The sequence below is a fragment of the Burkholderia mycopellens genome (assembly GCF_964265025.1).
GTDB lineage: Bacteria > Pseudomonadota > Gammaproteobacteria > Burkholderiales > Burkholderiaceae > Burkholderia.
Window position 1 is genome coordinate 1,766,572 of record NZ_OZ183802.1, and the last position, 25,877, is coordinate 1,792,448.

A 25,877-nucleotide genomic window follows, 5' to 3' on the forward strand; every position below is an offset into this window, starting at 1 on the left:
CGATGATTAGTCATGCAGATGATGGCGGCGCACGGCGCGCCGTGCAATCTGACTCGCAGGAGAACGCCATGGCCTTTGTGGAAACCGGGGAGGTCGACGCCGGCACGGCGTCGGACAGCTCCAGCCGCGCGCCGCTCGGCGGCATTCGCGTGATCGACGCCGCGACGCTGTTCGCCGGCCCGCTCGCGGCGACGATGCTCGCCGACTACGGCGCCGACGTGATCAAGGTGGAACATCCGACGGGCGATCCGGCGCGCAAGTACGGTGCGCGCCGCGACGACGTGCCGTTGTGGTGGAAGGTGGTCGCGCGCAACAAGCGGGCAATCACGCTGAATCTCGGCGCGGCCGACGGCCAGCGGATCTTTCGCGAGCTGGCGGCGCAGGCCGACGTGGTGGTCGAGAATTTCCGGCCCGGCACGCTGGAGCGCTGGGGGCTCGGCTACGACGTGCTGTCCGCGATCAATCCGCGGCTCGTGCTCGTTCGGGTGACCGGCTTCGGCCAGTTCGGCCCGTATGCACGCCGCCCCGGTTTCGGCACGCTCGCGGAGGCGATGAGTGGGCTGGCGGCGGCCACCGGCGAGGCGGGCGGGCCGCCGCTGCTTCCGTCGTTTCCGTTGGCGGACACGGTGGCGGGGCTGACCGCCGCATTCGCGATCATGACGGCGCTGAGGGCGCGCGATCGTACCGGGCGCGGGCAGGTGGTCGATCTCGCGATCATCGAGACGATGCTCGCGGCGATGGGCGCGCAGATCGCGAGCTACGACCAGACGGGGCGCGTGCCCGAGCGCACCGGCAACCGCTCGCCGAACAATTCGCCGCGCGGCGTGTATCGGACCTCGGACGGCAAGTGGGTCGCGCTGTCGACGTCGGCGCACAGCATCGCGGAGCGCGTGATGCGGCTCGTCGGCCGCGCCGACCTGATCGACCGGCCATGGTTCGCGAACGGCGTCGAGCGCGCGAAGCATGCGGACGAGCTGGACGCGGCGGTGGGCGGCTGGATCGGGCAGCGCACGCGCGCCGAGGTGATCGACGCATTCGAACGCGCGGAGGCGGCCATCGCGCCGATCTACGACGTGTCCGACGTGCTGGACGATCCGCAGTATGCGGCGCTCGGCTCGGTCGTTTCGGTGCCCGACGCCGAACTCGGCGCGTTCCGCACGCACAACGTGCCGTTCCGGCTGTCCGACACCCCCGGCGCGATCCGCTGGGGCGGGCCGTCGCGCGGCGCGCACAACGATGAAGTATTCGGCGCTTTGGGACTGGAGCCGCAGGACCTTGCCGACTTGACCGAACGAGGTGTGATTTGAAACAGAGCGCAACCTGCCGCAGTTATCTGTACGTGCCTGCGCACAAGACGCAGGTGGTCGAGAAGGCCTACGCGAGCGAGGCCGACGCGATCGTGCTGGATCTCGAGGACGCCGTGCCGGCGAGCCACAAGGTCGACGCCCGCAAGGCCGCCGCCGCGATTCTCGCGGGCGGCCCGCCGAAGCCGACCTACGTGCGCGTCAACCCGATCGGGAGTCCGTGGTGCCGCGACGACGTCGAGGCGATCGCACTGCCCGCGCTGCAAGCGCTGCGTCTGCCGAAGTGCGATCTTCCCGCGCACATCCAGGAAGTCGCGGGCTGGCTCGACGCGCTCGGCAGCGAAGCGGGGATCCAGATCCTGATCGAATCGGCGTATGGCGTGGAGACGGCCTTCCAGCTCGCGACCGCGTCGCCCCGGCTGGAACGGATCGGGCTCGGCGAAAGCGACCTGCGCGCCGACCTGCGGATCGGCGTCGACAACTTCACGCTCGAAGTGTGTCGCGCGTGCTGCGTGGTGGTGTCGCGCGCGGCGGGGCTGAACGGGCCGATTCAAACGGTCTATCACACGCTGGGCGATCTCGAGGGCCTGAAGGAGTCGACGTTGCGCGCGAAATCGATGGGGTTCGTCGGCCGCTTCGCGATTCATCCGTCGCAGGTTCCGGTGATCAACGCGGTATTCACGCCGTCGGACGAAGACATCCGCGCGGCCGAGCGCGTGCTGGAGGCGGTCGATGCGGCGGACGGCGAATCGTCGGTGTTCGTGCTGCCCGACGGCCGCGTCGTGGCGCCGCCGCTGATCGCGAACGCACGTGTGACGCTCGCGCTGGCCGCCCATCTCCGGCGCGACGGAGTACCGGCATGAGTACGCCCGACACGCTTTCCGCACCGGCCGCTGTCGCCAGGCCGGCGAGTCCGGACGGCATCATCGGCGCGCTCGGCCGCTTCGCGGCGGCAGTGCGCGCCGACGGGCTCGACCGCACGCTGCGCGTCGAGGCGGCCGCCCGCGTGCTCGACCTGATCGGCAACAGCCTGATCGCGCACGACGAAGCCGTCGCGCAGTCTGTGCTGCAAGTCGCGCGGCGCTGGGCCGGTAACGGCCCGGCGAGCGTGATCGGCGCGCCCGACCGGCTGCCGGCCGCGAGCGCCGCGTTCGTCAACGGCACGCTTGCGCATGCGATGGATTTCGACGATTCGCACATGCTGTCGGTGCTGCATCCGAGCGCGTCGGTGATTCCGGCCGCGCTTGCCGCCGCACAGGCGAGCGGTGCATCGGGCGCGGCGTTGCTCGATGCGATCACGGTCGGCACCGAGATCTGCATCCGGCTCGGCGTGGCCGCCTACAACCCGCAGATCGGCAATTCGGTGTTCTTCGAGCGCGGCCAGCATGCGACGTCGATCTGCGGGACGGTCGGCGCGGCCGCGGCCGCGGCGATGCTGCTCGGGCTCGACGCCGCGCAAATCGCCGCCGCGCTCGGGATCGCCGCGAGCATGGGCGCGGGCCTGCTCGAAGCGAATCGCACCGGGGGCTCCGTGAAGCGGGTCCACTGCGGCTGGGCCGCGCATGCGGGCGTGAGCGCGGCGGAACTGGCGGGCGCGGGCGTGACCGCGCCGCCGACCGCGCTCGAAGGCCGCTTCGGCTTCTTCCGCGCGTGGTGCGGCGAGCTGGCCGACGCCGACGCGGTGCTGCGCGAACTCGGGGACGACTGGGAGACGAGCCGGATCATCTTCAAGCCGTATCCGTGCAACCACTTCACCCATCCGGGCATCGACGCGGCATTGCAGTTGAAGGCGCAGGGCGTGACGGCCGACGACGTGGTGTCCGCCGAACTGCGGGTCGCGGCGTCGACGCTGCGCACGATCGGCGAGCCCGCCGCGCTGAAGGCCAGTCCGCCGGACGGCTATGCGGCGGCGTTCTCGGGGCCGTACACCGTCGCGGCCGCGCTGCTCGGCGGCGGCGGGCTCGGCGTCTGGTTCGACGATTTCGACGACAAGCTGGTGCACGATCCCGCGCGCCGTGCGCTGGCCGCGAAGGTACGCTGCGTCGCCGATCCGTGGTGCGACGAGCGGTTCCCGCATTTCCTGCCTGCCGTGCTGCGGGTGGAACTGCGCGACGGGCAGGTGCGCGAGGCGCGAGTGGAGTCGAGCAAGGGTACCAATTCGCGGCCGCTGACCGAACGGGAGCTGGTCGCGAAGTTCGTGCTCGCGGCGAGCTCGACGATCGGCTTGCCGCACGCGCTCGAACTGCGCGACGCGGTGCAGGCGCTCGCAGACGACGCGCCGCTCGACGCGCTGGCGGCGTTGACGTCCGGCGCGCATTCGAACCTGAAAGGAGGCGATCCATCTTGAGCACACCACGCTGGAACAAGCGGCCGCCCGGCTCGAACTGGGGCGATTTCGGTCCGGACGACCAGAAGGGACGGTTGAACTGGCTGACCCCGGACAACGTGCGGCAGGGCGTCGCCGAGGTGCGCGAAGGCCTGTCGTTTTCGTTGAGCCTGCCGCTCGACGTGCCGCGTGGCGGCGGGCTGAACGCGCGCCGCCGGCCGCCGGCGGTCATGCCGGCGCTACTGGGCGGCAAGCCGTACTTCGGCTATCGCGCGGACGAACAGGTTGCGAACGCAACCGACGTGGTCTGCGACGATTCGTTCTGCATGCATTCGCAGTTCTCGACGCAATGGGACGGTCTCGCGCATGTCGGCGGCGTATTCGATGCGGATGGCGACGGCGTGCCCGAAATCGTGTTCTACAACGGCTTCCGGATGGGCGAGCATCTGCGGGTGCCGCAGGAAGGCGACGCCACCGGCGGCGCGCGCGCACTCGGCATCGAGGTGATGGCGCGGACCGGCGTGCAGGGGCGCGGCGTGCTGATCGATCTGCGGCATCACTTCGGCGATGCCCGCACGAAAGTCGGCTACGCGCAGCTGATGCGCGTGATGGACGAAGACGACGTGCGCGTCGAGCAGGGCGACATCGTCTGCATTCACACCGGTTTCGCCGACCTGCTGCTGAACGACGAGAGCGGGTCGCCCGCGACCGTTGCGAGCGCATGTGTGCTGGACAGCAGCGACGCCCGCCTGCTGCAGTGGATCGACGAGTCGCGGCTTGCCGCGCTCGTGGCCGACAACCATGCGATCGAGGAGCGGCCGCAGCATGCGCAGCCGCTCGCGCAACCGGGTGCGCTGATGCCGCTGCACGAGCTGTGCCTGTTCAAGCTCGGCATCCACCTCGGCGAGCTATGGCATCTGACGCCGCTCGCGAACTGGCTGCGTGCGCATCGGCGAAACCGGTTCCTGCTGACCGCGCCCCCGCTGCATATCCGGGGCCTGGTCGGTGCGCCGGTGAATCCGGTCGCGACGGTCTGATGCGCGGGTAGGCAGCGGCCCGCGCGCGATTGCCGGCGCGAACCGTTTCCACTCGCCGATTCGTGGTTCCGATTGACTCGTTTTTTCAGAAAAATTCCAGGGAAACGAGTCATTTAAATAAAAAATCGAATCAATGGCGGCGGGTATATAAAAAATATTGAAACGTCAAGGTTGGACTATTCTCGTTTATTGCACTAAATATCAGGGGATTTCCCCATTGCGATAATCGTGAGCCGGGGGCGATTAACCCGTTTAGTGGATGGTCACAATCATGAATCTACGTTCGATCGACCTGAACCTGCTGGTCATACTCGATGCGCTGCTGACCGAGAAACAGGTGACGCGGGCCGGCCTGAAGGTCGGCCTGACGCAGCCGGCCGTCAGCAATGCGCTGTCGCGCCTGCGGTATCTGTTCAACGACGAGATCCTCGCGCGCGGCGCCATCGGGATGGAGTTGACGCCGCGCGCCGAGGCACTGATCTCGCCGGTCCGGCAAATCATGCAACAAATCGGGGAATTATTTGAATCGGATTATCAATTCCAGCCTTTTACGTCGGAGCGCCATTTCACGGTCAGAATGTCGGATCTGACCGAATTGCTTTTGCTGCCCGAATTGCTGCGGCGCATGCGCACGGCAGCGCCGAATATCAGCCTGGACGTCGTGCATCCGAGCGCGGCCAAGACGGCCGAAGCGCTCGAAGCGGGGCGGCTCGACATGGCGATCAGCGCGGGCCTCGAGCATTCCGGCACGCTGTCGTCGGAAACCGTATTTCACGACCGGATGGTCTGCGTGCTGAGCCGCCACCATCCCGACGCGGACAAGCCGCTGACGCTCGAACGGTTCCTCGCGCTCGACTTCCTCAACGTGTCGATCAATCCGGTCGATCACAGCCTGATCGACAACCTGCTCGCGAACATGCACTGCAAGCGCCGCATCGTGCTCAACGTGCCGCACTGGCTCGTCGTGCCGAACATGCTCGATGCGCTGCCGTACGCGGTGATCATGTCGGAGCGGCACGCGCTGAGCCTCGGCGATCCGCGTCTCGTGATCCGCGAACTGCCGCTCGCGATGGAACGGGTCACATGGTCGCTGTACTGGCATCACCGGTACGATGCGAGCAACGCGCACGGCTGGATGCGTCGCATGATCATCGCGGTTGCCGAGTCTCTCGCGGACGACGTCGCGGCGCACGCATGCAGTGTCGGCTGAGTGCGATGTCGCGTGGCGCCGATCGTGCTCGGGTCAGCCCACGACGAACAGCGGCGGCAGCGTCGTGACGTCGGGCTGTTCATCGAGCCGCCACAGGTAATCGAGTGCGGCGCGCGTGCGTGCCGCACTCCACTGCGGCCGGCAATTCTTCGCGAACTTTGCTTCATAGTCGTCGCGCTGCATCGGTTGCGTCGGCGAACCCGGCAGATCGTCCACCTGTTTCGCATGAACCGAGCCGTCGTCGCACACGGCCGTCACCCGATTCGGCGCATGGGCGGGATAGCGGGCGGTCAGCGCCGGATCCGCGCTGACGGTGATTTTGCCGATCAGCGTGCGCAATGCCGGGTCGCGCAGCGCGGCGCTCGCGTAGCTGCGGGTCGTGATGTCGCCGTCGAGCATCGCCCGGCCGACGATGTACGGCAGGCTGTGATCGGCGGTTTCGTGGGTCGACGGCGCCCACTTCTCCGGATCGCGGCCGGCCGTCACGTAGCCGACTTCGGTCGTGTGGATCTCGATGCGGCGGATGCGCCGCAGGTCGCCGACCTGCGCGGCGACCGCGAGCGCGGCCGGAATCGCCGTTTGCGTGAGCCCTTGCGCCGGATAGAACTTCACGAAGCATTTGCCGACCCTGAACGTGCCGCTGCGCCCGCCGAATTCGCCCGTATCGAGCGTAAACGGCCCGGACACCTGCTCGAAGAACCCGGCCGTCCCTTCGAAGATCGGCGCGGGGCCGGTGAGGCCGGCGCGGGCGAGTTCGGTCGAAAACACCGCGTTGCGCGCCGCGTCCGCGTCGGCGAGCGCCTTCCAGTTGGACAACTGCTGCACCCGTGTCTGGTTCAGCGCGAGATGGCTGTTGAGCGACAAGTTCACCGCCTGCACGAGTTGCGGCGCGGGCAGGCGCATCAGCTTGCCCGCGGCGAGCGCGACGGCGGGCAGGCTGTAGCAGGTGTGGTCCCAGCCGCGCGGGCTGATGGCGGCGGCGTCCATCAGCCGGCACGCGATTTCGTACGCGATCGCAATCGACAGGATCAGGTCGCGGCCCGTGGCGTGCTGCGCTTCGGCCACCGCGAGACACGCGGCGACGTTGTCGCTCGGATGGCCGGTCTCCTTGCCGGCATACGCGTCGTTGAAATCGAAGTAGCGCAGCGCTGTGCCGGTCGCGAATGCGGCGAGTGCGGGGCTCGTGCGCCGGTTCGTCCCGATTACGGTCGCGACGCCGCCGGGCGTTGCGAGCGCCGCGTTGCGCGCGATGCGCACGGGCGGCTCGTCGTGCGCGGCGATCGCGCAGCCGAGTGCGTCGATCAGGTGCGCCTTGATCGTTTCGACGGTCGCGGCGTCGAGGTCGCGATACTGCAGCCCGGCTGCGTAGTCGGCGAGTTGCCGCGCGAGTTCGGGCCGGTCGGTGTCGCGCATGTCGGCACGGCCGGCGACGCTTGCGGCGGGCGACGCGTCGGCGCGGGCGCGCATGGCGGGCAGCGTCAACGCGGCGCCGGTCAGGGCGGAAAGGAAATGGCGGCGGTTCATGGCGATGGACTCCGAAAATTTCAGGTGCGGGGAGAAGGGGGCGAGGTCAGAACGCCTTGCGCAGGCCGAGCGCGACGCCCGCGCTGCCCGAGCGATCGGCGGCGAGCGAGTAGTGCAGAAAGTTGTAGTTGTCGTTGTCGAAGTCGAGCGCGGCGCGATGCGCGTAGCCGCCCGCCAGGTACAGCGTCACCGTCTTGGACACGAAGTAGTTCAACTGCAGCGTGATCTGCTGCGGACTGGCGGGAAGCGACGCGGGCGTTGGTGCATGGGCAGGATTCTGCGCCCGGATGTTTTCGTAATAGACCGCGCCGATCACCTGCAGGAAATCGGTGACGGCGTAGCGGACGCCGGCCCACCAGAACGTGAAATTCGTCACGACCGACGGCGCGGCGATGTCGCTGCGCGCGTGCTCGACACCGGCCAGCAGTTGCGCGCGGCCGAGCGGCACGAGTGCGGAAGCGGCGTAGCGGCGAAAATGCGCGAAGCCGCCGGGCTGCGGCGTGTGGACATCGTCGAACGCCGCGGCGAACGAGAACGCCCCGCCGGCATAGTCGAAGCCCGCGCCGTACGCGGCGTTCGACTGGAACGCGCCCGCCGTGCCGCCGAATGTGTAGTGCGTTTCGAGCGTCAGCGCACCGAGCTTCGCCAGGTATTTGACGACGTTGTTCTCGCGATAGTTGATGCCGACGATCGCGCCGTCCGGCTCGTACAGCGTCGAATAGGCGCCCGTCGGCGAATAGCGCTCCATGATGTCGAACAGCGTCGTGTACTGGCGGCCGAGCCGCAGTGCGCCCCAGCGATCGTGCTGCAGTGCGACCCAGGCGGAGCGGTCGAAGCCGCCCGAGCCGGCGCCGGTGCCGTTGGTCAGGTTGATGCTGCTCTCGACGCGAAGCGCGGCCTGCCAGCCGTCGCCGAGATCCTCGACGCCCTTCAGGCCCCAGCGCGAGCCGCTCTTGCCGCCCGAGGCCATCCGCACGAGCGACGCCGACGATTTGCCGTCCGGCGCGGCCTGGCCGGTGAGAAATTCGGTGTAGACGTCGGCGACGCCGTACAGCGTGAGGCTGGCCTGCGCGCAGGCGCCGGCCGATACGAGGCCCAGTCCGCACAATGCGGACATTCGCTTGCCCATGGGGCTGTCTCCTTGTTTTGGGTTGTTGTTCGCGATGTGCGCCGCGTGGGTCGAGGGGCGCGGCGCGGGCTCGCTATCCGGGGCGGACGGCGAATGGGGCGTGCCGCGCCGGGCCGCCCGCACGCGTCGTGCGGCGCACGCGGGCGACTCCCGGCAGCGGGATCGGATGAGGGGGCAGGCGCATCGTCGGGGCGCGCGGGTCAGCGCGCGCGGGCTCGCACGGCTGCGTCGCGCGCGAGTACGCGCGCCGCTTGCGCGACGCCGGCGGCGTCGACCATCCGGCCGTCGACGCGCAGCGCGCCGCGACCGTTGGCGCGAGCGTCGTCGTATGCGGCGAGTACGGCCCGCGCGCTGCGCACCGCGTCGTCGTCGGGCCGGAACGCGCGGTTCAGCGCATCGACCTGCAGCGGATGGATGCAGGTGGCGCCCGCATAGCCGAGCGCCGCGGACGCGTGGGCGATGCGCTCGAACGCCTCGAGGTCACGCAACTCGTCGAGACCGTCGATCAGGCCGAGCGGCAGGATGCCGGCCGCTCGCGCGGCGATGATCAGCAACTGCTTCGGCACGCGCAGCACGTCGGCGCCGGTGCCGCTTTCGCAGTTCAGCGCGAAGTCGCCGCCGCCGAGCATCATCGCGACGACGCGCGGCGATGCGCGCGCGATCCGGTCCATCGCCTGGAACGCGCGCGGCGTTTCGATGATTGCGACGATACGCGTGCTGCCGGGCGCGGCGCCGGCTTCATCCTCGAGCGTGGCCAGCAGTTCGTCGATCGCCTCGACATGCGAGCCGCCGCGCACCTTCGGCAGCACGACGCCGTGCACGCCGGCCCGCACGGCCGCGCGCAGGTCGGGCACCAGCAGGTCGAGCGGGCCGTTGGCGCGGACCAGCACGTCGCGGCCGGCGGCACGCAGCATCGGCACGGCGTCGGCGAGGCCGGCGCGGGCGTCGGGCTTGCAGGCGAACGGGACGCTGTCCTCGAGGTCGAGGATCAGCGCATCGGCCGTGCTGGCCGCGGCCTTCGCGACGAAGCGGGCGACGTGGGCGGGAACGTAGAGAAGCGAGCGCCAGACCGGTTGGGAAGAGGAATTCATCGTTGTTCTCGAAAAATGAAAGCTACTTTCATTTTTGTGATCGATTGGGGTATTCGTCAAGATTATCGTTAACGCCTATATTTGCGAGCAATTGAAAGAAGATGAACGCATGAGGTCATGCGAATTCATGTTGATGTCATCGTCGTCATGCGTATAATGAAAGTAACTTTCATTTTTTGATGACCCTGGGCGATGCGGGTTGCACCGTCGCCCGGCACGGTACGAGGCGGACATGAGCAAGGTGGAGACGAACAATCAGGCAGAAGGCGGCGTGGCCGCGGTCAATCGCGCGCTGACCGCGCTGCTCGCCTTCGCGGGCGCGCCTGGCGGGCTGATGCTCGCGCAGGTCAGCGATGCGACCGGGCTCAACATGAGCACGCTGTTGCGGATGTTCGAATCCCTCGAACAGTTCCGCTTCATCAAGCGCCTGCCCGACGGGCGCTATGTGCTGGGGCCGGCCGTCTTCCAGCTCGGCGTGATGTACCGCGAATCGTTCCAGCTGCGCGAGCACGTGATGCCGATCCTGTCGACGCTGTCGGCGCAGACCGGCGAAACCGCCGCGTTCTACGTGCGCGAGGGCGACCAGCGCGTCTGCCTGTTCCGCATCCAGGCACAGCGCTCGGTGCGCACGCATCTACGCGAAGGCGACCGTTTTCCGCTCGACGCCGGCGCGGCGGGGCGCGTGCTGCTCGCGTTTTCCGGCACGCGCGGCGGCGAGTACGAGAAGACGGCCGAGCAGGGCTATGCCGTGTCGATTGCCGAGCGCGATCCGGAGAGCGCGGCGATCGCGTGCCCGGCGTTCGGCGTCGGCCGCGTGCTGAGCGGGGCGATCTCGCTCGGCGTGCCGCGCTATCGCTTCAACAAGAAAGTGCTGGCCGATTACCTGCCGTACGTGCAGGCCGCCGCTGCCGAGCTGACGCACGCGCTCGGCGGCGATCTGCACGCGGCGAGCGCGCCGTTCCCGGCGGCCGACCAGCTTGGCGCGCTGCTCGAATAGCGCAGGCGCGCGGCGCGCGCGTCGCTGATTCACCGACCCATACCAACCAGGAGACAGTCATGTCCGTACCCGACACGCAGGCCGCCCGCGCGGCCGGCGCGCATCGTCGCGCGTCCACCGGCCCGATCCGTCCGAAATCGTTCGACGCAGATGCGCGCGGACCGCTGTCCGGCGTGCGCGTGGTCGACCTGTCGCGCCTGATGGCCGGCAACATGCTGAGCGTGCAGCTCGCCGACTTCGGCGCGGACGTCGTGAAGGTCGAAAGCGAGCGCGGCGATACGCTGCGCGCGGTCGGCGCGGGCGGAATCAGCACGAACTGGAAGGTGTACGGACGCAACAAGCGCAGCGTGTGCGTCGATCTGCGCACGCCGGAGGGCGTCGACATCGTGCGCCGGCTGGTGCGCGACGCGGACGTGTTCGTCGAGAGCTTCAAGCCGGGCGTCGCGGAGCGGATGGGGCTCGGCCCCGACGACCTGCTCGCGATCCGGCCGGAACTGGTGATCGCGCGGATCTCCGGCTGGGGGCAAACCGGCCCGTATCGCCACAAGCCGGGCTTCGGCACGCTCGCCGAAGGCTATGCGGGCTTCGCGGCGATCAACGGCTTCGCCGATCGTGAGCCGGTGCTGCCGCCGATGTTTCTTGCCGACATGACGGCCGGGATGTCCGGCGCACTCGCCGTGCTGGTCGCGCTGCATGCGCGCGGGTCGCAGCGTGCGGCGGGGCAGGTGATCGACGTGTCGCTGTTCGAGCCGCTGCTGTCGATCCTCGGGCCGGCCGCGGCGAACTACGTGATGACGGGCGAGATCAAGCCGCGCACCGGCAGCCGCTCGACCAACACCGCGCCGCGCAATGCGTATCGCACCCGCGACGGCAAATGGCTGTGCCTGTCGAGTTCGACGCAGGCGATGGCCGAACGGTTGTTCCGCGCGATCGGTCGCGCGGACCTGATCGACGATCCGCGCTATGCCACCAACGCGCTGCGCGTGCGGCATGCGGAAGCGCTCGATGCGATCGTCGGCGAATTCATCGGCGCACGCGATCTCGACGCCAATCTCGCGTTCTTCGAGGAAGCGGGCGTGACGGCCGGGCCGATCCAGGACATCGCGCAGATCGTCGCGGATCGCTACGTGATCGAACGCGAGGCGCTGGTCGAACTGCCCGACGACGACGTCGGCAGCCTGCCGATGCACAACGTCACGCCGCGCCTGTCGGGTACGCCCGGCGCGTTCCGCCGGCCCGCGCCCGCGCTCGGAGAACACAACCGCGAGATCCTGCAGCCGCTGCTCGGCGAGCACGAGTACGCGCGGCTCGCCGCATTGGGCGTGATCCGTTCGCGGTAAGCGGGCCGCGTATCGACCGACACCGGATGCACCGGACATTGCATGGAGGAGACACCATGAATCCGCGTTGGACCCATCGGGCGCCAGGCTCGAACTGGGGCGATTTCGGCCCGGACGACCAGAAAGGGCGCCTGAACTGGCTGACCCCTGACGCCGTGTTGCGCGGCGTCGCGGAAGTGCGCGAAGGCCGCGTTTTTTCGCTGAGCCTGCCGCTCGACGTGCCGCGCGGCGGCGGATTGAATGCGCGGCGGCGTCCGCCGGCGATCATGCCGGCGCTGATGGGCGACACGCCGTACTTCGGCTATCGCGCGGACGAACAGGTTGCAAACGCAACCGATGTCGTGTGCGACGACGCATTCTGCATGCATTCGCAGTTCTCGACGCAATGGGACGCGCTGTCGCACGTCGGTTCGCTGTTCGATCCGGCGGGCGATGGTGAAAAGACGCGCGTGTTCTACAACGGCTACCGGATGGACGAGCATATCCGGGTGCCGCAGGCCGGTGCGCCGGAAGGTGGCGCGCAGGCGCTCGGCATCGAGGTGATGGCGCGCACGGGCGTGCAGGGGCGCGGCGTGATGGTCGACCTGCGGCGTCACTTCGGCGACGCGCGGCGCAAGGTCGGTTTCGATGACTGGATGGCGGTGCTGCACGCGGATGACGTGAGCGTCGAGCGCGGCGATATCGTGTGCGTGCACACCGGTTTCGCCGACCGGCTGCTGGAAGCGGCCGCGCGCGGCGAGACCGGTACGCCGCATGCCTGCTGTGTGCTGGACGGCGCCGACGAGCGCCTGCTGAACTGGATCGACGCGTCGGGGCTCGCGGCGCTCGCGGCCGACAACCACGCGGTCGAGGAGCGCCCGCGCGATGCGCAGCCGTTCGCGCAGCCGGGTGCGCTGATGCCGCTGCACGAGCTGTGCCTGTTCAAGCTCGGCATCCATCTCGGCGAACTGTGGCACCTGACGCCGCTCGCGGGCTGGCTGCATGGGCATCGCCGCAGCCGCTTCCTGCTGACCGCGCCGCCGCTGCATTTGCGCGGGCTCGTCGGCTCGCCGGTCAATCCGGTCGCCACCGTGTGATTGCCCGCCGCGCGGCCCGTGCCGCGCCATGACCGCCGTCCCGCGCGCCGCGCGGGCGACTACCGAGGACACGCCATGTCTGACTCCCTTGCGGCATCGCTCGCCGCGCGCATCGATCGCCTGCCGGCGACAGCCGGTATCTGGAAGCTCGTGCTGTTCCTGAGCATCGGCGGCTTTTTCGAGGTCTACGACCTGTTCCAGATGACCTACCTGCCGCCGGGGCTGATTCGCGACGGCATCTTTCACACCGGCGCACGCGGCGTGCTCGGCATGTCGGACCAGGGCGCGCTCGGCGCGGCGACGTTCATCGGGCTGTTCATCGGCGAAATGTTCGTGTCGCGTCTGGCGGATCGCTACGGGCGCCGCGCGCTGTTTACCGGTGCGCTGCTGCTCTATACCGCGGCGAGTCTGATGATGTGCGTGCAGTCGAGCGCGCTCGGCGTGCTCGTGTGCCGCTTCGTCGCGGGCTGCGGCGTCGGCGCGGAGTTGATTACGATCGGCGCGTTCCTGACCGAACTGGTGCCGAAGGCGGTACGCGGCCGGGCATTCGCCGTCTGCTTCGCCGTCGGCTACCTGGCCATGCCGGTGCTTGCGCTGGTGTCGTGGCTCTGGGTGCCGCGCGATCCGCTCGGCTGGTCCGGGTGGCGTTGGGTCGTGCTGCTCGGCGGAAGCGGTGCGGTGGTCGTCTGGTGGCTGCAGTCGCGCTTGCCGGAGTCGCCGCGCTGGCTGGTCGGCGCGGGCCGGGAGGCGGAAGCCGAGCGCATCGTGCAGCAACTCGAACGCATGGTGGAGCGCGAATCCGGTCGGCCGCTGCCCGCGGTCCGGTTACCGGCCGCCGCCGTGCCGCCCGCGCAGCACGCACCGTCGATGTGGGGGGCGCGATACCGCGGCCGCACCGCGATGCTGATTGCGTTCAACGGGTTCCTGAGCATCGGCTTCTTCGGTTTCAGCCAATGGCTGCCGACGCTGCTCGCCGCTCAGGGCGCAACCGTCACGAAGAGTCTCGGCTATGCGTTCGTGATCGCGTTCGCGTATCCGGTGTCGCCGCTCGTCGCCGGCCTGGTCGCGGACCGGATCGAGCGCAAGTGGCTGATCGTTGCGTCCGCGTTCGGCGTCGCGCTGTTCGGCAGCGCGTTCGCGATGTCCGCGCAAGCGTCGTTCGTGATTGCGTTCGGCCTGCTTGTCACGCTGTCGAGCACGGTGCTCGCGAGCAACGGCACCGCGTACCAGTCGGAACTGTTTCCGACCGCGATCCGCGGGCGCGCGCTCGGTTTCGTGCATTCGATCGGCCGCCTGACCGGGGCCGTCAGCAGTTTCATCGTCGCGCTGCTGCTCGAGCGGGCGGGCGTGTCGGCGGTGTTTGCGTTGATCGGCGGCAGCATGCTGATCGTGATGCTGTCGATCGGTGCGTTCGGGCCGCGCACCAACAACCGGTCGCTCGACGATATCCCGGACGAGGCGGCCGACGCCGCCGTGGCGAAACGGCCGGCGCGCACGCTCGACGCGCTGCCGACGCGCCGTTCGTGACGGCGTGACGGCGTGACGGCGCAACGGCGCAACGGCGCAACGGCTGCTACGTGCTCATCGCCAGCGCGTGCGCGCCGACGTGCCACCGCAGGCACTCGACGACGAGCGCATGATCGCGCGCGTCGTCGAGCCCCGCGATCGTCATCGCGCCGACGATGCCGGTTCCGGCGAGCCGCAACGGCACGCCGCCGCCGTCGAGCGCATAGTCGTCGTCCGACAGCCCCTGCGACTGCAGCGACCAGCCGGCGCGGCGAAAGCGCTCGCCGACCGCGAGCGAACTCAGGCCAAAGCGCAATACCGTGTTCTGCCGCCGGCGGATCGCGTCGCTGTCGCCGGCGCCGCTGCCGTCGAGCGCGCAGTAGAACAGCGGCGCCTGCTCGCCGACGATGCTCACCGCGATCGGCAGCCCGCGGCGCGCGGCAAGGTTGACTGCAATTTCACCGATCCGGCGCGCGATGGCCGCATCGAAGCGCGGCAGCGCCGGGTTCGACGCGTCGTCGTCGAAGGGATGGGGTTCGAGGCGAAAGAGGGTCGTCACCATGGCGGCTCCGTGGCGTCGCCGGCTCTGGGTGCGCGTGCCGGGCGTCGCATCGTCACGGGCCGCGCGCGGGCCCGTCTTTCCATCAGCGCTTCGGTGCGTCGAGCATCCACTCGTGCGCGGGATCGTTCTTGAACGCCCATGCGCGGCTCGGCCCGGCCATCACGTTCAGGTAGTACAGGTTGTAGCCGTGCGGCGCGACGACCGGATGGTAGCCGCGCGGCACCATCACGACGTCGTGGTCTTCCACCGCGCACGCTTCGTCGAGGCTGCGGTCGTCCGTGTACACCCGCTGGAAGGCGAAACCCTGCGGCGGATCGATCCGGTGGTAATAGGTTTCCTCGAGCGACGTCTCGTCGGGTGCCGCGTCGCGGTCGTGCTTGTGCGGCGGATAGCTGCTCGAATGGCTGGCCGGCGTGACGACCTCGACCACGAGCAGCCGGTCGGCCGCCGGGTTGTCGCCCATCAGGATGTCGCACACGTAGCGCGTGTTGGTGCCTTGCCCGCGCACCGAGCGGCGCATCCGCTCGCCGTCGAGGCGCCGCACGGGCTTGTCGCCGCTCGCGTACGGCGCGGTGCACAGCGCGATTTCCGCATCGCGCGTCGCGACCAGCGTGACCGTCTTGCCGCCCGGCACGTACAGCGCGTCCGGCGACACGTCCTCGAATACGCTGTCGCGCTTGCCGAGCGCGTCGTAGGTCGTGCCGTCGACCGCCGCGCGCACCGTGCCGGTGAGCACGACGACGCACAGCTCGCGCGCGCCGGTGTCGAGCGTTTCGGTGTCGCCGGCCTTTAATCGCAGCGCACGAAAGCCGACGTGCTTCCAGCCGGCCGACTCGGGCGTGACGTTGCAGATTTCGCGCTCGGCAGAGGCTTTGACCAGCAGGGGGGAAATCGTCATGGGGTGGGGCTCCGCAATAGGGTAGGGCTTACGCACTCAACCGGTCGACGATCGCGCGCAGCGATTCGTAGCCTTTCTTCGCATACGCATAGCTCGGCGCCACGGCCGGATCCTGCTCGGCCTCGACGACGAGCCAGCCTTCGTAGCCGGCGTCCTTCAGCGTGCGCAGCGTCGCGTCGTAGTCGAGCGCGCCGTCGCCCGGTACCGTGAAGGTGCCGTTGATCACGCCGTTCAGGAAGCTCCAGCCGTCGTTGCGCGCCTGCGTGACGACCTGCGGCCGCACGTCCTTGCAATGCACGTGAACGACGCGCGACACATGTTTCTTCAGCAGCGTCACCGGGTCGGCCGCGCCGCCGAAATACGCGTGGCCGGTATCGAACAGCAGGAACACCTTCGCCGGGTCGGTCAGCGCCATCAGCCGGTCGACGTCGTCGGGCGACTCGACGTACGCGCCCATGTGGTGATGGTAGGCGAGCTTGATGCCGTACGCGTCGAGCAGGTACGCGCCGAACGCGTCGAGACGTGCCGCGTAGCGCCGCCAGGCTTCGTCGTCGACGAAGCGCGGCCGCTTCGCGACCGGCGTGTCGATGTTGCCCTGGATCGTGCCCGCGCATTCGCCGTAGACCACCACCTTCACGTCGTTGTACTGCAGCTTCGTCATGTGCGCGCGGCAGCGCTCGATTTCCGCGGCGACCGCCTCCGCGTCGCTCATGCCCGGTTCGACCTCGGCGAGGAAACCCGAATACCAGCCGGACACGCACACGAGGCCGAACTCGGCGAGCTTCGCCTTCAGCTCGGGGCCCGTCTTCGGAAACTTGTTGCCGAGCTCGAAGCCCGCGTAGCCGATTTCGGCGCCTTCCTTCAGCGCCGTTTCGAGCGGCGTCTCGCCGCCGAGCGACGGCAGGTCGTCGTTCATCCACGACAGGGGATTGATACCGATGCGGACGTTCCAGCTCATGACGTGCTTCCTTGGTTCGAATGGGTTTTTCGCGGGGAGGGTCGGTGGGCAGTGCGCGCGATCAGCGCCGCTGCCGGGTCTTCGCATCGAGATACGCGCGGTGCGCCGCGTCGACGCCGGCGCGTTCGGACACCTGCGGCACCGCGACTTCCCACCATGCGCCGCCGTCGTCGGTCGTGCGCCGGTGCGTGGTGTCGATCACGAGCATCTGGCTCTTCTTCGCCGCGCGGGCGCGCTTCATCTCGCTGCGCAGCTCGCCGATGTCGCGCACGTGCACGGCTTCGGCGCCCATCGCACGCGCATGCATCGCGAAATCGATCGTCGAGCGCTCGCCGCCTTCCGGCACGCAGTCGTCGAGCATGTTGTTGAAGCTCGCGCCGCCGCAATTCAGTTGCAGCCGCTCGATGCAGCCGTAGCCGCGGTTGTCGAGGATCACGACGATCAGCTTGCGGCCGAGCATCACGGACGTCGCGAGTTCCGCGTTGAGCATCATGTACGAGCCGTCGCCGACGATCACGATCACTTCGCGCTCGGGCCGCGCGAGCTTCGCGCCGAGGCCGCCCGCGACCTCGTAGCCCATGCACGAGTACGCATAGTCCATGTGGTAGTTGCCCGGCGCGCCGCTGCGCCACAGCTTGTGCAGTTCGGCAGGCAGCGTGCCGGCCGCGCATACGACGAGGTCGTCGCGCGCGCTGTCGCGGCCCGCGTCCGCAGCGGAGTCGCGCACCGCGCCGATCACTTCCGCGTCATACGGGAGCGTGTCTGTCGGCACGCGCGTCGTCAGCTCGGTCACGCGCGCCTGCCATGCGGCGGCCTGGTCGCGGTTGCTTGCGGTCCAGGCCGGATCGGCGCGCCAGCCGGCCAGTGCGGCCGACAGCTGGCCGAGGCCCGTGCGCGCATCGGCCACCAGTTGATGGCCGCGTTTCTTGCCCGCGTCGAACGGCTGCACGTTCAGGCTCAATAGCGTCGCCTTGCCATAGAGCGCGTGCGAGCCGGTCGTGAAGTCCTGCAGCCGCGTGCCGACCGCGAACACCACGTCGGCCTGCGCGGCCGCGCGGTTCGCGGCGGGCGAGCCCGTCACGCCGATCGAGCCGAGATTCAGCGGATGGTCCCACGCGAGGCTGCCCTTGCCGGCCTGCGATTCGGCGACCGGCACGCCATGCGTATCGGCGAACGCGCGCAGCGCATCCCATGCCTGGCTGTACAGCACGCCGCCGCCCGCGACGATCAGCGGCTTGTTCGCGGCCTTCAGCACGTCGAGCGCATCGGCGAGCTCGAGCGCGTCGGCCGGCGGCCGGCGCATCCGGATCACCGGCGGCGCGAAGAAATCCTCGGGCCAGTCGTACGCGAAGGTCTGTACGTCCTGCGGCAGCGCGAGGCACACCGGGCCGCACTGCGCGGGGTCGGTCATCACCTGGATCGCGCGCGGCAGCGCGACGAGCAACTGCTCGGGCGACGTGATCCGGTCGAAGTAGCGCGTCACCGGCCGGAAGCAGTCGTTCGCGCTGACGTCGCCCTGTTCGAAGTCCTCGACCTGCTGCAGCACGGGGTCGGGCAGCCGCGACACGAACACGTCGCCGGGCAGCAGCAGCAGCGGCAGCCGGCCGACGTGCGCGAGCGCGGCCGACGTCAGCATGTTGGTCGCGCCGGGGCCGATGCTCGACGTCGCGGCCATCATCCGCTGGCGGAAATGCGCTTTCGCGAACGCGACGGCCGCATTGGCCATCCCTTGCTCGTTGTGCGCGCGGAAGGTCGGCAGGCGGTCCTTTTCCGCGTGCAGCGCTTCTCCGAGCCCGGCCACGTTGCCATGGCCGAAGATCGCGAACACGCCGCCGCAGTACGGCAGGATCTCGGTGCGGCCGTCGGGCTGGACGACTTCGGCGCGCAGGGCGGCCAGGTAGCGCACGAGCGCCTGGCTGACGGTCAGTCTTACGGTAGAGGTCATGTCGGTCGGTGAAGAGGGATCGGGTGGATCGTCGCGGGTGTCGCGTCAGGCCGCGGCGGCGCGGGCGGCCGCGGCACGGCGGCCGAGCCACGCGTCGACCAGCTGCGCGAAGTTGCCGGCGACTTCGTCGATCAGCGCCTGGTCGTCGATCCGGCCGGCGAACCAGTTCAGCGATGCATCGGCCCACAGCGTGCGCCCGACCATGAAGCCCTTGACGATCGGGTTGGTCGCCGAGCGGAAGCTGTCGACGAGGTATTGCAACGGCTGGTTCAGCCCGAGGATCACCGCGCCGCGGCAATGCGGGTCGCGCTCGGCGATCAGCGCGGCGAGCCGCGCCCAGCCGTCGGCGCTCAGCGGCGTGAGCTTCCACCATTCCGGCATCACGCCGAGGTTGTAGAAGCGCGCGATCGTGCGCAGCACCGCGTCGTCCTCGGTGCCGGCCGGCGTGACCGCGCGCGGCGGAATCATTTCCAGCAGGAGTTCGTTGCCGCTCTCGCGCGTGGCTTCCCACAGCTCCAGCACGCGCTGCTCCTGTTCGACGCGCAGGTCGACCGGGTCGTCCGGGTGATAGTGAACCAGGCACTTCACGACCTGTTCGGTCGGCCAGTGCGTGAGCGACGAGCCGATCGAGCGCGTTGCGTCGAAACGCAGCGGCCGGGAGCCCGGCAACTCGACCGGGCGGCCGACCCACCAGCCGCGTCCGGTGGCCGACGCAAGCGCGTCGCTGCCATAGCCGCCGCCGTCGATCAGCACGCCGACATGGCCTTCGATATGACGATCGCGCTCGACCTGTTCGACCGCGCGCACGAGCAGGCGCTTCAGCGTCTTGATCCGCGCTTCGTCCGCGCCGGCCTGCATCGCGAGTTCGTAGAACTGGCTGCGATGGTCGAACGCCATCACGCACAGGTCGTCCCATTCGCGGCGCGGCACCGTCACGCGATGCAGGTGCGCGAGCGTGTGGTCGGCGTCGACCACCGGATTGCGGCTGCCGTCGAACCAGTGCGCGAGTTCGGCCGGCGTCGGCATCGCCGCGGAGCACGCATGGCGCGACACGACGATCGCGCCGCACGCGTTCGCGATGCGCGTCGATTCGGCCCAGTCGCGGCCGCGCAGCAGCCCCGACAGCAGGCCCGACAGGAACGCGTCGCCCGCGCCGAGCACGTTGAGCACCTCGACGCGTTCGCCGAGGAAGGTCGGCGCATCGTCGATGCGGGCGGGAATGTCGCCCTCGATCACGCAGCAGCCGAGCGCGCCGCGCTTGACGACCAGCGCCGCATTCGTGATCTTGCGCACCGCCTGCAACGAGCCGATCAGGTCGTGCGGCACGCCGCCCGCGATCAGGAATTCCTCCTCGGTGCCGACCAGCAGGTCGAATTCGCCGAGCGCCTGCTGCAGTTGCCGCGTCACCTGCGCGTCCGGCACGTAGCGGTTCTCGCCCGCACCGCGCGCGGTCAGCCCCCACAGCACGGGCCGGTAGTCGATGTCGAGAATCCGCACGACGCCGTGGCGACGCGCATAACCGAGCGCGGTCAGCGACGCCTCGCGCGTGCCCGGCGTCGACAGATGCGTGCCGGTGATCGCGAGCGCGCGGCAGCCGGCGATGAAGTCCTCGTTGATCTCGTCGGCGCGCACCGCCATGTCCGCGCAGTTCTCGCGCATGAACAGCAGCGGGAACGTGTCGCGATCCTTCAGCCCGAGCAGCACCAGCGCGGTGAGGCGCTCGCGGTCGGTCTGCAGCTGGCTCGTGTCGCAGCCTTCGCGCTCGAGCGTCTCGCGCAGGAAGCGGCCCATCTGTTCGTCGCCGACCCGCGAGATCATCGCGGTCTTCAGCCCCAGCCGGGCCACGCCGAATGCGACGTTGCCGGACGAGCCGCCGAGGTACATCTGGAAGCTGCGCGCGTCCTCCAGGCGGCTGCCGTACTGCTGCGCATAGAGATCCACGGCCACGCGGCCGAGGCAGGCGAGATCGATGGGGCGGTCACTCGGAAAGTTCAGCAGGCTCATATCACGTGTCACGCTCGCAGCCGGCGTTCGGCGATGCCGGCGAATTAGGGGACCGATCTTCCGGCGACGATCCGCACCGTGGGCTGCACGACGCGGGACTGCCTGCCGCAAGGAATCGGGCTACGGAACGGAGTCTAGACTTTTTGGAAATCCAGTTCCCTAGGTGAAATCACGTAGAAATAAATTTCCAAATTTTCGAGGAAGTGATCTACAGTTTCATCCGGATGCTTCAGTCCCGATCGGATCAGATCGGACTCGGCCCGGCGGCGCGCAACGCGCCGTCTTCCGCCCCCCGGAGATGAGGAGACAGATTGATCATGAAGACCAAGCTGATGGCCGTCGCGGCCGCCGCGATCCTGGCTGCGCCGCTCGCGCATGCCGAGAAGATCGGCGTGACGATGGCGTCGTTCGACGACACGTTCCTGACCATCCTGCGCAACAGCATCGCCGATTCGGCGAAGAAGGACGGCGCGACGGTGCAGATCGAGGACGGCGGCAACGATGTCGGCAAGCAGTTGAGCCAGGTCCAGAACATGATCGCGCAGAAGGTCGACGCGATCATCGTGAACGCGGTCGATACGGACGCGACGCCGAAGATCACCAAGATGGTGACGGCCGCGAAGATCCCGCTCGTGTACGTGAACCGCAAGCCGGTCGATTTCGACAAGCTGCCGGCCGGCGTCGCGGTCGTCGCGTCCGACGAGAAGCAGTCGGGCACGCTGCAGGCGCGCCAGGTGTGCAAGCTGCTCGGCGGCAAGGGCGACCTCCTCGTGCTGATGGGCGAGCTGTCCAACGAATCGGCGCGCGCCCGCACGAAAGACATCGAGGACGTGATCGCGACGAAGGATTGCGCGGGCATGAAGATCGTCGACAAGCGCGAAGGCAAGTGGAGCCGCACGCAGGGCCAGGACATCACGATGAACTGGCTGAGCTCCGGCACGAAGTACGACGCGATCATCTCCAACAACGACGAGATGGCGATCGGCGCGATCAACGCGCTGAAGGCCGCGCGCAAGTGGACGCCGAAGACGATCGTCGCCGGCATCGACGCGACGCCGGACGGCCTCGCGTCGATGAAGAGCGGCGAGCTGAAGGTGTCGGTGTACCAGAACGCGGCCGGGCAGGGGCAACAGGCCGTCGCGGCTGCGCTCAAGCTCGCGAAGAAACAGCCCGTCGACCGTTACGTGAACGTGCCGTTCGAGCTCGTGACGCCCGAGAACATGAACCAGTACGCGAAGCACTGACCGGTGATCCGTTGAACTGCGCGGGCCCGGCCTGGCCGGGTTCGCGCGCGACTTGTCGAGGAACGTCCATGTTTACAGCCAGAGTCGCGCGCCCGATGGCCGGCGACGATGCGCCGGCCCCTTCGTCAGGCTCGTCCGGCGCGTCGGCCCCGCCGGCTTCTTCCGCGGCCGACTGCGTGCTCGAAGTGCGCGGCGTCGGCAAGGCCTTTCCCGGCGTCGTTGCGCTCGACGGCGTGCAGTTCCGCGTGCGTCGCGGCACCGTCCATGCGCTGATGGGCGAGAACGGCGCGGGCAAGTCGACGCTGATGAAGATCATCGCCGGCGTCTACACGCCCGACCAGGGCGAGATCCTGATCAACGGCGAGCCCGTCGTGCTGAACGGCCCGCTCGATGCGCTCGACCGCGGCATCGCGATGATTCACCAGGAACTCAACCTGATGCCGTACATGACGGTCGCGGAGAATATCTGGATCCGTCGCGAACCGAAGAACCGCTTCGGCCTGATCGATCACGCCGCGCTGCGCCGCCAGACGGCCGAGCTGTTCGAACGGCTGTCGATCGACATCGATCCGGAAACCGACGTGCGGACGCTGACGGTCGCGAGCCGCCAGATGGTCGAGATCGCGAAGGCCGTGTCGTTCGACTCCGACGTGCTGATCATGGACGAGCCGACCTCCGCGCTGACCGACAAGGAAGTCACGCACCTGTTCCGGATCATTCGCCAGTTGCGCGAGCAGGGCAAGGGCATCGTCTACATCACGCACAAGATGAACGAGCTGTTCGAGATCGCCGACGAGTTCTCGGTGTTCCGCGACGGCAAGTACATCGGCACGCATGCATCGAGCGACGTCACGCGCGACGACATCATCCGCATGATGGTCGGACGCGAGATCACGCAGATGTTCCCGAAGGAGGAAGTGCCGATCGGCGACGTCGTGCTGTCGGTGAAGAACCTCGGCGTCGAAGGCGTGTTCCGCGACGTGAGTTTCGAGCTGCACGCGGGCGAGATCCTCGGCGTGGCCGGCCTCGTCGGCTCGGGGCGCTCGAACGTCGCGGAGGCGCTGTTCGGCGTCGTGCCGGCCACGTCGGGCGAGATCCGGATCGACGGCAAGCCGGTGCGCATCACGACGCCCGCGCAGGCGATGAAGCACGGGATGGCCTTCCTCACCGAAGACCGCAAGGACACCGGCTGCTTCCTGAATCTCGACCTGCTCGCGAACATGGAAGCCGCGGTGCTCAGCCACCGCTACGTGAAGTTCAATTTCGTGCGGCAGGCGCAGCTGAAACGCGACTGCGAGGAAATGAGCCGGATGCTGCGCGTGAAGTCGCCCGGGCTGCACGAGGAAATCCAGAACCTGTCGGGCGGCAACCAGCAGAAGGTGCTGATCGGCCGGTGGCTGCTCACGCAGCCGCGCATCCTGATCCTCGACGAACCGACGCGCGGCATCGACGTCGGCGCGAAGGCCGAGATTCACCGGCTCGTCAGCGCGCTTGCCGGCAAGGGCGTCGCGGTGCTGATGATCTCGTCGGAGATGCCGGAGGTGCTGGGAATGAGCGATCGCGTGATGGTGATGCACGAAGGGCGCATGACCGGCATCGTCGATCGCAAGGACGCCGACCAGGTCCGCATCATGGATCTCGCGTCGCGCTGAGCCGAAACAAGATTGGAGACATAGCAATGGGCAACCTGAACCCGGTCGCGGATGCGCAGACCATGACCGTCAAGACGCGGCACATGAAATGGCCGCCCGAACTGAGCATCTTCCTGGTGCTCGTCGGCATCAGCCTGTTCTTCGAGATCGTCGGCTGGATCGTCGTCGGCCAGAGCTTCCTGTTCAACGCCGAGCGGCTCGAGATCATCGTGCTGCAGATGGCCGTGATCGGCATCATCGCGGTCGGCGTGAACCTCGTGATCATCACCAGCGGGATCGACCTGTCGTCGGGCTCGGTCGTCGCCGCCGCGGCGGTCGTCTCGGCGAGCCTCGCACAGGTGTCCGACTTCCCGCGCGCGGTGTTTCCGCACCTGACCGACCTGCCGATCATCTGGCCCGTGCTGGCCGGCGTATGCGTCGGGCTGCTGGTCGGCCTGCTCAACGGCTCGCTGATCGCGATGACGGGCATCCCGCCGTTCATCGCGACGCTCGGCACGATGGTGGCCGCGCGCGGCTTCGCGAAGTGGTTCACCAACGGGATGCCGGTGTCGATGCTGACCGACCAGTTCGCGGCCATCGGCGCGGGCGCCAACCCGGTGATCATCTTTCTCGTGATCGCCGCGATCTTCCACGTCGTGCTGCGCTACACGCGCTTCGGCAAGTACACCTACGCGATCGGCGCGAACCGTCATGCGGCCGTCGTGTCGGGCATCAACGTCACGCGCCACCTGATCTTCGTCTACGCGATCGCGGGCCTCCTGAGCGGGATCGCCGGCACCGTGACGGCCGCGCGTGCGATCTCGGGCCAGTCGGGCATGGGCGTGATGTACGAGCTCGACGCGATCGCGGCGGTCGTGATCGGCGGCACGTCGCTGTCGGGCGGCCTCGGCCGCGTGACGGGCACCGTGATCGGTGTGTTGATCCTCGGCGTGATGACGTCGGGCTTCACGTTCATCCGCATCGACGCGTATTACCAGGAGATGGTCAAGGGCGCGATCATCGTCGCGGCCGTGATCGCCGACCAGTACCGCAACAAGAAAAAACGCCGCTGACCCTTCGTGCATTGCGGGACGAGCGCGGCACGTGCCGCCGCCTTCGTCCGGAACCCGCCACCGTCGAGGACTTTCGATGAAGATCGCGCTGGACCCCTACATGATTCGCCACCTGCCGCTCGACCGCCTGCCGTATGCGGTGGCTGAGCTCGGCTACGACCAGATCGAGCTGTCGCCGCGCAGCGACTTTCTCGACTGGTGGGTGATGCCGCGCGCGACCCGCGAGCGCATGGCCGCGTTCCGCCAGGCGATGCGCGCGAGCGGCGTCGGTCTCGCGTCGCTGCAGCCGATGTACCGCTGGGCGAGCCCGTTCGACGACGAGCGGCAATGGGCCGTGCGCTGCTGGAAGAAGGCGATCGAGGTGGCGGTCGAGATGGAGTGCGCGCTGATGGTGTCGGAGTTCGGGCGCGGCGCGTCGCCCGAGCGTTCGGTCGGCGAACGGCCGGGCGCGAACCCGAAGGAGCTGTGCGAAGCCGCGTGGTTCCGCTCGATGGACGAATTGCTGCCGATTCTGGAGCGCGAGCGCATCGTGCTGTCGGTCGAGCCGCATCCGGAGGACTGGATCGAGCAGCTGCAGCCGGCGATCGACATCGTCACGAACCTCGGCTCGCCGTCGCTGAAGCTGTCGTATATCGCGCCGCACACGTTCTACTACGGCGACGACATGGCCGCGATGATCGCGCAGGCCGCGCCGATCCTCGCGCACGTGCGCGTGGCCGATACGTTCGACCACCGCAAGAGCAGCCAGCTGCGCTACATCGTGAACCCGCCCGGTTCGAACCAGATCCGCGTGCACCAGCATCTCGACATCGGGCAAGGCGAGATCGACTGGGACGTGTTCTTTCGCGCGCTCGGCGCGGCAGGCTTCGACGGCGTGATGTCGTCGTGCGTGTTCGCGTGGGAGGACCGCGCGGAAGCATCGTCGCGCTACATGCGCGACACCATCCAGCGCTACGTCGATCGCCATTTCGACCGCACCGCGCGCTGACCGATTGTTGACCGGCGCGGCACGGGCCGCGCCG

The 25,877-nt window shown here is 68.5% G+C and carries 21 protein-coding genes; 13 read left to right on the forward strand and 8 right to left on the reverse strand.

Annotated features, from left to right (window positions below; all coding sequences use genetic code 11):
* Nucleotides 1-68: 68 nt before the first annotated feature.
* The 5 genes from ACPTTC_RS08190 (at nt 69) to ACPTTC_RS08210 (ending at nt 5,877) form a co-directional block, all read left to right on the forward strand.
* Nucleotides 69-1,307, forward strand: coding sequence for a CaiB/BaiF CoA transferase family protein (locus ACPTTC_RS08190; protein WP_423392148.1), 1,239 nt, complete (start codon nt 69-71; stop codon nt 1,305-1,307).
* Nucleotides 1,304-2,167, forward strand: a complete 864-nt coding sequence (locus tag ACPTTC_RS08195) for an HpcH/HpaI aldolase/citrate lyase family protein (RefSeq protein ID WP_423392149.1) — start codon at nt 1,304-1,306, stop codon at nt 2,165-2,167. Before ACPTTC_RS08190 ends, ACPTTC_RS08195 begins: the two co-directional genes overlap by 4 nt.
* Nucleotides 2,164-3,651 (forward strand): MmgE/PrpD family protein, encoded by a 1,488-nt coding sequence (locus ACPTTC_RS08200; RefSeq protein WP_423392150.1) that lies wholly within the window; start codon nt 2,164-2,166, stop codon nt 3,649-3,651. Before ACPTTC_RS08195 ends, ACPTTC_RS08200 begins: the two co-directional genes overlap by 4 nt.
* The gene (locus tag ACPTTC_RS08205; protein WP_423392151.1) at nt 3,648-4,667 is read left to right on the forward strand and encodes a cyclase family protein; all 1,020 of its coding nucleotides are present in this window, start codon (nt 3,648-3,650) and stop codon (nt 4,665-4,667) included. Before ACPTTC_RS08200 ends, ACPTTC_RS08205 begins: the two co-directional genes overlap by 4 nt.
* Before the next feature lie 271 nt (nt 4,668-4,938).
* A complete protein-coding gene (locus tag ACPTTC_RS08210; protein ID WP_423392152.1) occupies nt 4,939-5,877 on the forward strand; it encodes a LysR family transcriptional regulator in 939 nt (312 codons plus the stop codon).
* A gap of 33 nt (nt 5,878-5,910) precedes the next feature.
* Here the strand turns inward: ACPTTC_RS08210 and ACPTTC_RS08215 are convergent, their stop codons facing one another.
* From ACPTTC_RS08215 to ACPTTC_RS08225, 3 genes are all read right to left on the reverse strand, one after another.
* Complete coding sequence (locus tag ACPTTC_RS08215; protein ID WP_423392153.1) at nt 5,911-7,401, reverse strand: MmgE/PrpD family protein; 1,491 nt, start codon at nt 7,399-7,401, stop codon at nt 5,911-5,913.
* A 46-nt stretch (nt 7,402-7,447) separates the two neighbouring features.
* Entirely contained in the window at nt 7,448-8,530 is a 1,083-nt protein-coding gene (locus ACPTTC_RS08220; RefSeq protein ID WP_423392154.1) for a porin, read from the reverse strand.
* A 200-nt stretch (nt 8,531-8,730) separates the two neighbouring features.
* On the reverse strand, nt 8,731-9,621 hold the full coding sequence (locus tag ACPTTC_RS08225; RefSeq protein ID WP_175953013.1) for an HpcH/HpaI aldolase/citrate lyase family protein: 891 nt from the start codon (nt 9,619-9,621) through the stop codon (nt 8,731-8,733).
* A 232-nt stretch (nt 9,622-9,853) separates the two neighbouring features.
* On the opposite strand from ACPTTC_RS08225, the gene ACPTTC_RS08230 reads away from it, so the two are divergent.
* From ACPTTC_RS08230 to ACPTTC_RS08245, 4 genes are all read left to right on the forward strand, one after another.
* Nucleotides 9,854-10,618 (forward strand): IclR family transcriptional regulator, encoded by a 765-nt coding sequence (locus tag ACPTTC_RS08230; RefSeq protein WP_175953012.1) that lies wholly within the window; start codon nt 9,854-9,856, stop codon nt 10,616-10,618.
* A gap of 59 nt (nt 10,619-10,677) precedes the next feature.
* Nucleotides 10,678-11,958 carry a CaiB/BaiF CoA transferase family protein gene (locus ACPTTC_RS08235; RefSeq protein WP_423392155.1) on the forward strand — a complete coding sequence of 427 codons (1,281 nt, stop codon included), beginning with the start codon at nt 10,678-10,680 and terminating at the stop codon, nt 11,956-11,958.
* 56 nt (nt 11,959-12,014) lie between these two features.
* Nucleotides 12,015-13,034, forward strand: a complete 1,020-nt coding sequence (locus ACPTTC_RS08240; RefSeq protein ID WP_423392156.1) for a cyclase family protein — start codon at nt 12,015-12,017, stop codon at nt 13,032-13,034.
* Between the two features lie 75 nt (nt 13,035-13,109).
* Nucleotides 13,110-14,561, forward strand: a complete 1,452-nt coding sequence (locus ACPTTC_RS08245) for an MFS transporter (protein ID WP_423392157.1) — start codon at nt 13,110-13,112, stop codon at nt 14,559-14,561.
* A gap of 46 nt (nt 14,562-14,607) precedes the next feature.
* Here the strand turns inward: ACPTTC_RS08245 and ACPTTC_RS08250 are convergent, their stop codons facing one another.
* The 5 genes from ACPTTC_RS08250 to ACPTTC_RS08270 form a co-directional block, all read right to left on the reverse strand.
* Nucleotides 14,608-15,102, reverse strand: coding sequence for a heme-degrading domain-containing protein (locus tag ACPTTC_RS08250; protein WP_423392158.1), 495 nt, complete (start codon nt 15,100-15,102; stop codon nt 14,608-14,610).
* 82 nt (nt 15,103-15,184) lie between these two features.
* Nucleotides 15,185-16,000, reverse strand: coding sequence for a 5-deoxy-glucuronate isomerase (gene iolB / locus ACPTTC_RS08255; protein WP_423392159.1), 816 nt, complete (start codon nt 15,998-16,000; stop codon nt 15,185-15,187).
* A gap of 28 nt (nt 16,001-16,028) precedes the next feature.
* Entirely contained in the window at nt 16,029-16,958 is a 930-nt protein-coding gene (gene iolE, locus ACPTTC_RS08260) for a myo-inosose-2 dehydratase (protein ID WP_423392160.1), read from the reverse strand.
* Between the two features lie 61 nt (nt 16,959-17,019).
* On the reverse strand, nt 17,020-18,903 hold the full coding sequence (gene iolD / locus ACPTTC_RS08265; protein WP_423392161.1) for a 3D-(3,5/4)-trihydroxycyclohexane-1,2-dione acylhydrolase (decyclizing): 1,884 nt from the start codon (nt 18,901-18,903) through the stop codon (nt 17,020-17,022).
* Between the two features lie 45 nt (nt 18,904-18,948).
* On the reverse strand, nt 18,949-20,907 hold the full coding sequence (locus ACPTTC_RS08270) for a bifunctional 5-dehydro-2-deoxygluconokinase/5-dehydro-2-deoxyphosphogluconate aldolase (protein WP_423392162.1): 1,959 nt from the start codon (nt 20,905-20,907) through the stop codon (nt 18,949-18,951).
* 317 nt (nt 20,908-21,224) lie between these two features.
* Between ACPTTC_RS08270 and ACPTTC_RS08275 the strand changes: the two genes are divergently transcribed.
* From ACPTTC_RS08275 to ACPTTC_RS08290, 4 genes are all read left to right on the forward strand, one after another.
* Nucleotides 21,225-22,151: a sugar ABC transporter substrate-binding protein gene (locus ACPTTC_RS08275; RefSeq protein WP_175953003.1), complete on the forward strand. Its 927-nt coding sequence runs from the start codon at nt 21,225-21,227 to the stop codon at nt 22,149-22,151.
* 68 nt (nt 22,152-22,219) lie between these two features.
* Entirely contained in the window at nt 22,220-23,803 is a 1,584-nt protein-coding gene (locus tag ACPTTC_RS08280) for a sugar ABC transporter ATP-binding protein (RefSeq protein WP_423392163.1), read from the forward strand.
* Nucleotides 23,804-23,829: 26 nt separating this feature from the next.
* A complete protein-coding gene (locus ACPTTC_RS08285; protein WP_226198067.1) occupies nt 23,830-24,855 on the forward strand; it encodes an ABC transporter permease in 1,026 nt (341 codons plus the stop codon).
* Nucleotides 24,856-24,931: 76 nt separating this feature from the next.
* Nucleotides 24,932-25,843, forward strand: coding sequence for a sugar phosphate isomerase/epimerase family protein (locus ACPTTC_RS08290; protein ID WP_423392164.1), 912 nt, complete (start codon nt 24,932-24,934; stop codon nt 25,841-25,843).
* The last annotated feature ends 34 nt before the right edge of the window (nt 25,844-25,877 follow it).

Bases quoted from the DNA above. Each gene is read 5' to 3' on its own strand.
- ACPTTC_RS08200 (WP_423392150.1), top strand. From the start codon at position 2,164: ATGAGTACGCCCGACACGCTTTCCGCACCGGCCGCTGTCGCCAGGCCG.
- ACPTTC_RS08275 (WP_175953003.1), top strand. From the start codon at position 21,225: ATGAAGACCAAGCTGATGGCCGTCGCGGCCGCCGCGATCCTGGCTGCG.
- iolD (WP_423392161.1), bottom strand. From the start codon at position 18,903: ATGACCTCTACCGTAAGACTGACCGTCAGCCAGGCGCTCGTGCGCTAC.
- ACPTTC_RS08225 (WP_175953013.1), bottom strand. From the start codon at position 9,621: ATGAATTCCTCTTCCCAACCGGTCTGGCGCTCGCTTCTCTACGTTCCC.
- ACPTTC_RS08235 (WP_423392155.1), top strand. From the start codon at position 10,678: ATGTCCGTACCCGACACGCAGGCCGCCCGCGCGGCCGGCGCGCATCGT.
- ACPTTC_RS08280 (WP_423392163.1), top strand. From the start codon at position 22,220: ATGTTTACAGCCAGAGTCGCGCGCCCGATGGCCGGCGACGATGCGCCG.
- ACPTTC_RS08220 (WP_423392154.1), bottom strand. From the start codon at position 8,530: ATGGGCAAGCGAATGTCCGCATTGTGCGGACTGGGCCTCGTATCGGCC.
- ACPTTC_RS08215 (WP_423392153.1), bottom strand. From the start codon at position 7,401: ATGAACCGCCGCCATTTCCTTTCCGCCCTGACCGGCGCCGCGTTGACG.
- ACPTTC_RS08210 (WP_423392152.1), top strand. From the start codon at position 4,939: ATGAATCTACGTTCGATCGACCTGAACCTGCTGGTCATACTCGATGCG.
- ACPTTC_RS08285 (WP_226198067.1), top strand. From the start codon at position 23,830: ATGGGCAACCTGAACCCGGTCGCGGATGCGCAGACCATGACCGTCAAG.
- ACPTTC_RS08270 (WP_423392162.1), bottom strand. From the start codon at position 20,907: ATGAGCCTGCTGAACTTTCCGAGTGACCGCCCCATCGATCTCGCCTGC.
- ACPTTC_RS08230 (WP_175953012.1), top strand. From the start codon at position 9,854: ATGAGCAAGGTGGAGACGAACAATCAGGCAGAAGGCGGCGTGGCCGCG.
- iolB (WP_423392159.1), bottom strand. From the start codon at position 16,000: ATGACGATTTCCCCCCTGCTGGTCAAAGCCTCTGCCGAGCGCGAAATC.
- ACPTTC_RS08190 (WP_423392148.1), top strand. From the start codon at position 69: ATGGCCTTTGTGGAAACCGGGGAGGTCGACGCCGGCACGGCGTCGGAC.
- iolE (WP_423392160.1), bottom strand. From the start codon at position 16,958: ATGAGCTGGAACGTCCGCATCGGTATCAATCCCCTGTCGTGGATGAAC.
- ACPTTC_RS08290 (WP_423392164.1), top strand. From the start codon at position 24,932: ATGAAGATCGCGCTGGACCCCTACATGATTCGCCACCTGCCGCTCGAC.
- ACPTTC_RS08240 (WP_423392156.1), top strand. From the start codon at position 12,015: ATGAATCCGCGTTGGACCCATCGGGCGCCAGGCTCGAACTGGGGCGAT.
- ACPTTC_RS08245 (WP_423392157.1), top strand. From the start codon at position 13,110: ATGTCTGACTCCCTTGCGGCATCGCTCGCCGCGCGCATCGATCGCCTG.
- ACPTTC_RS08250 (WP_423392158.1), bottom strand. From the start codon at position 15,102: ATGGTGACGACCCTCTTTCGCCTCGAACCCCATCCCTTCGACGACGAC.